The sequence below is a fragment of the Chloroflexus sp. genome (genome assembly GCF_034435895.1).
Classification (GTDB): Bacteria; Chloroflexota; Chloroflexia; order Chloroflexales; family Chloroflexaceae; genus Chloroflexus.
Window position 1 is genome coordinate 1 of sequence record NZ_DAOTWH010000176.1, and the last position, 4,654, is coordinate 4,654.

The 4,654-nt window shown below is 61.2% G+C and carries 4 protein-coding genes; 3 read left to right on the forward strand and 1 reads right to left on the reverse strand.

All coding sequences use genetic code 11. The annotated features are described in order from the left end of the window. Positions 1 to 227 precede the first annotated feature (227 nt). From coaA to U9R81_RS10510, 3 genes are all read left to right on the forward strand, one after another. Positions 228 to 1,184, forward strand: coding sequence for a type I pantothenate kinase (gene coaA / locus U9R81_RS10500; RefSeq protein WP_322495411.1), 957 nt, complete (start codon positions 228 to 230; stop codon positions 1,182 to 1,184). A gap of 307 nt (positions 1,185 to 1,491) precedes the next feature. Then, on the forward strand, positions 1,492 to 2,472 hold the full coding sequence (locus tag U9R81_RS10505; protein ID WP_322495412.1) for a 2-dehydropantoate 2-reductase: 981 nt from the start codon (positions 1,492 to 1,494) through the stop codon (positions 2,470 to 2,472). 306 nt (positions 2,473 to 2,778) lie between these two features. Further along, complete coding sequence (locus tag U9R81_RS10510; protein ID WP_322495413.1) at positions 2,779 to 3,654, forward strand: ABC transporter permease; 876 nt, start codon at positions 2,779 to 2,781, stop codon at positions 3,652 to 3,654. A gap of 6 nt (positions 3,655 to 3,660) precedes the next feature. On the opposite strand, the gene U9R81_RS10515 is transcribed toward U9R81_RS10510, so the two are convergent. Next, the gene (locus tag U9R81_RS10515) at positions 3,661 to 4,503 is read right to left on the reverse strand and encodes an alpha/beta hydrolase (RefSeq protein WP_322495414.1); all 843 of its coding nucleotides are present in this window, start codon (positions 4,501 to 4,503) and stop codon (positions 3,661 to 3,663) included. Positions 4,504 to 4,654 lie beyond the last annotated feature (151 nt).

Below are 4,654 nucleotides of genomic sequence, written 5' to 3' on the forward strand. Positions count from 1 at the left end.
GATGGCCAAGACGCTGGGGTTGGCGTAGGCAAGGTGTTGCTATGGAGTGCGGCAGTGAAACTGCCGCATTCCACACCCTGTGCTTATAACGCGCCTGTGAAAAGCTTTACAATCCGTGCCAAAATTGCGGTATGATAGTGTTATTGGCAAGTTACAACGCATTGTCTGCTCATCGTCGCAATGACGCTGCCGGCCACTACCTCCGGCGTTGACACACAGGAAGCGGCATGATCCCCAAGCTTGAACTCGAACGGCGTCTCTCGCCCTACGTGAGTTTTTCGCGGTCGGAATGGTCGGCATTGCGGAATGGCACACGTTTGCCGTTGAGCGCCGGCGAGTTGGATTCACTGGTGAGCTTAACCGATAGCGTCTCGATGGAAGATGTCGCCGACATCTACCTGCCGCTGGTGCGCTTGTTGCAGCTCTATTACGAAAACGCTTGCCGGCTGTATCAGGCAACAAGCGCGTTTCTTGGTTCGGCAACGGCCCGGGTGCCTTACGTGATCGGCATTGCCGGTAGCGTAGCAGTGGGCAAGAGCAGCACAGCGCGTATTTTGCAGGCGCTGTTGGCGCGTGGCCCCGGCCAGCTCAAGGTGGATCTGGTGACAACCGATGGTTTTCTCTACCCGAACCGGGTGCTGCAAGAGCGGGGCATCATGCACCGCAAAGGCTTCCCAGAAAGCTATGATCGACGCCGGTTGTTGCAATTCATCGCTGATATCAAGTCGGGGTATGGCCCGGTGAGCGCGCCGGTTTATTCGCACTTGACGTACGATATTGTGCCGGATCAGTTCCAAGTGGTTGATCACCCCGATGTGTTGATTGTCGAAGGGCTGAATGTGTTGCAACGCGGCGCCAATACCCGGCGCGAACCGCAGCTCTACGTGTCGGATTTTTTTGATTTTGCGATTTATGTTGACGCCGACGAGCGGGATCTCGAACAGTGGTACATCGAGCGTTTTTTGCAACTGCGCAAGACGGCGTTCCGCGATCCGTCATCGTATTTCCGCCGCTACGCCGAGCTGAGCGAGGTTGAGGCGATTGCTACCGCTCGCCGGATTTGGCGCGAGATCAACTATGTGAACCTCAAGCAAAACATCGAGCCGACGCGCTGGAGCGCCGATCTGATTTTGGTCAAAGGGTCGCGCCACGAACTCGAGCGGGTGTATCTACGCAAACTGTAAACGCAGAGACGCAGAGGGGGCAAAGGGCGCAAAGAGTTTAAACGCAAAGGCGCAGTAGAGCCGGACGGCTGTCCGGCTCTGCGAAGGGAGCAAAGAGTTTAAACGCAAAGGGCGCAAGGGGTTGGGGTATTGGGGGCGCAAGCAAACGTTACTATACCCGATTGACCCTCAGCGTTCTCCGCGACCTCGGCGGTAAATACGCCCGCCAGCCACGCCCATCCCCCAGCAGGGGAGGGGTTGGGGGTGGGGCAAGCCCTGCTAGTCATCAGATACAAATACATAACTATTCGTCACAGCGAGGATTGCTATGCGCATCTGCATTGTCGGGGCCGGCGCGATCGGGGGCTGGCTCGGCGCGAAGTTGATACAGGCCGGCGCCGAAGTGACCTTGATTGCCCGCGGCGCGCACTTGGCCGCGATCGAAGCCAACGGGTTAACCATCGAATATCGCGATGGCCGCCAAGAGGTGGTGCGTCCAGCGTTGGCTACCGCCGATATGACTGCCGCTGGCCCGCACGATATGGTGATCGTGGCGGTCAAAGCCCAATCATTGCCAGCGCTGGCCGCGCCGATGCGCGCGCTCTATGGCCCGGATACGGCAGTGGTCTATGCCCAGAATGGCATTCCGTGGTGGTATTTCTTCCGCCACGGCGGCCCTTACGAAGGCCGCCAGATCGAGGCGGTCGATCCCGGTGGCGTGATCGCGGCCAACACCGAGATCGAGCGGGTGATCGGCTGTGTCGTCTACCCCGCGGCGGCGATCGAGCGGCCCGGCGTGATCCGGCATCTGGAAGGCAATCGATTTACGCTCGGCGAACCCGACGGCAGCCGGAGCGAGCGGGCACTGCGGCTGAGCAAGTTGCTGGAGTCGGTGGGCTTGCGTGCGCCGGTGAAAACCGATATTCGCAACGAGATTTGGCTCAAGCTGTGGGGCAATCTCTCGTTCAACCCGATTAGCGCCCTCACCCGCGCCACCCTCGACCGGATCATCGCCGATCAGGGAACCTACACACTCGCGGCGACGATGATGGCCGAGGCGCAACAAGTCGCTGAGACGCTAGGGGTGCGGTTTCCGGTCTCGATCGAGCGCCGCATCCGCATGGCCGAAGAGATCGGCGCGCACAAGACCTCGATGCTGCAAGATATCGAGGCCAAACGTCCGACCGAGATCGATGCCTTGCTGGGGGCAGTGGTCGAACTCGCCGATCTGACCGGCGTCCCGGCGCCAACCATGCGCGCGATATACGCTGTCACCTCGCTGCTTGATCGGGTGAACTGCGGGCAATGATGGCTATGCGCTAATATGGAGTGCGGTAGTTCCCCTGCTGCCCCGCTGTCATTGCGAGGGCGCACCACGCCCGAAGCAATCTCCCGCTCAAGCGCGAGCCATCCCGGCAAAGGGGCATTATCCAGCATATAGACCCCGTGCGCGATCGGGTACACGGCGACCAAGGATGGCGATGCTCCAATATGGAGTGCGGCAGTTTCACTGCCGCACCCGGTCATCGCGAGAGCGCCCAGCGCGAGCCATCCTTGATATCGGATAATATAAGCATGCGCAACCGTTTCCATTCCGTATCGCAAAGGAGTGCTGATGCGTGACCTGCTTGCCAACCCAGTGCTGACCCGCGAACTGTTTGGCCGGATTCGCGGGCGCAATGCGTGGCTGATTTTGACTGGCTATTTGACCATCATCGGCGCGATCACGCTGCTGATCTACGCCGTCTTTGCCAATTCGGCCAGCATGAATGACCCGAATACCGCGCGTTCGATCGGCAAAGCGATCTTCTTTACCGTGATGACGGCAGCCCTTGTGCAGGTTTGCTTTCTCTCGCCGTCGCTCACCGCCGGCGCTATCGTCGGCGAGAAAGAGCGGCAGACCTACGATCTCTTGCTGGCGTCGCTCTTGTCGCCGGTGCAGATTGTGACTGGCAAGCTGGTGTCGGCGATTGCCTTTGCCCTGCTGTTAATTATGGCTTCGCTGCCGATCGCTGGGCTAGCCCTGATCTTCGGCGGCGTCACCGCTCAAGAGGTGCTGATTGGGGTGGTGGGGCTACTGGTGACAGCGGTGAGTTACGCCGCAATCGGGTTGTTTTGGTCAACCGTGATGCGCTCGACGTTGGGGGCGACGGTCATGGCGCAAGGAACGGTGATCGCAATTCTGTTGCTGGTGCCGTTTCTCTTTTTTGTGATTTCGTTGCTGATTGATGCCTTTAACGGCCAACCCACCCCGCTCTACGTTTACACCATGGGTGCTTTTCTCTGCCTGCACCCGTTCATTGCGCTAGGCATCACCGCCGGCGCGCTTGAGACGGGCAGCGGCCCGTGGTTGTGGGAAGTGTCGTCATCAGCCGGCAATTTAACGGTGCCATCGCCGTGGCTCGTCTACGCCACGATTGCGGTGATCATTGCGGCAGTGTGTTTGTGGCTGGCGATTCGCGGGGTGCAGCCCGACGAGGCAGCGGGGTAATCCCCATCATCCGATCCCCTGCATCCAGCGCGCGATGATCGCAGCCACCTCATCCGGTTTTTCCATCGGCAGCATGTGGCCAGCCTCGACCTCAGCCAAGGTGGCGTGGGGCGCGACCCGGCGGAAACGGCGCCAGACCGAATCGGTGATCAGCTCGGAGCGCGTGCCGCGAATAATCAAGAGTGGCCGGCGCAAGCGGCGCAGATCGCGCCATGCGTCGAGCGGCGATGAGGCGAAGATGTGCGATTCCCACAGTTTCGGCCACGCCAGCGTGTAGCCGTTGCCGTGCGGCTTCAGGCCGCCGCTGAGATAACCTTCGAGCGCGGCAGGGGTAAAATCGGCGAACACGCCGCGCCCTTGCCAACGCTGGCGGGCCTCGTCGATGCTGGCGAAATGGTCGCGGCGGCGCAGCGCACCTTGGGCCAGTGGGAAGCGGTAGCCCTGCCCGGCTTGGCGCAGCAGCCAAATCAGCACCTGTAGGCGACGGCGAAAGAAGACCGGATCAATCAGCGCCACCGCCCGAAACAGCTCAGGCCGTTCAACCGCAGCGTAGAGGGTTAAAATCCCGCCAAGCGAATGGCCAATCCCGATCACCGGCTCGTGAGCAACTGCCTGGAGATCGGCGATCAGATCCGCCGCCAGATCGCGCCATGTCCCCCCCGGTTGCGCATCACCATCGACACGCAACGGACGTGGCCGGTAGCCGAGGATGCGCCCCAACGGCGCTAAACCGGCGGCGAGGGGGACATACGCCTCTGGCGGAAAGCCATTGGCGGGCGCGATATGGATGAGACGGGGGCCGTGGCCCCCGAGCTCGCGATGAGTGGCAGCGGCGTTGAGCGCGATCATCGATATTAGCAATGCAGGTCAGCGCGGTAGGCTCGGTGTCGCTTAGTCATCACGCCGCCGCGGGCGCGGGCGATCAGCATCGCGGCGCGGCCCGCGCAATTCTTCGCGCAAACTGCGCGGCTCCTCCCGCCCGCCACGCGACTCTTCGCGG

Coding starts and splice junctions, on each gene's coding strand:
- coaA (WP_322495411.1), top strand. CDS start 228: ATGATCCCCAAGCTTGAACTCGAACGGCGTCTCTCGCCCTACGTGAGT.
- U9R81_RS10505 (WP_322495412.1), top strand. CDS start 1,492: ATGCGCATCTGCATTGTCGGGGCCGGCGCGATCGGGGGCTGGCTCGGC.
- U9R81_RS10510 (WP_322495413.1), top strand. CDS start 2,779: ATGCGTGACCTGCTTGCCAACCCAGTGCTGACCCGCGAACTGTTTGGC.
- U9R81_RS10515 (WP_322495414.1), bottom strand. CDS start 4,503: ATGATCGCGCTCAACGCCGCTGCCACTCATCGCGAGCTCGGGGGCCAC.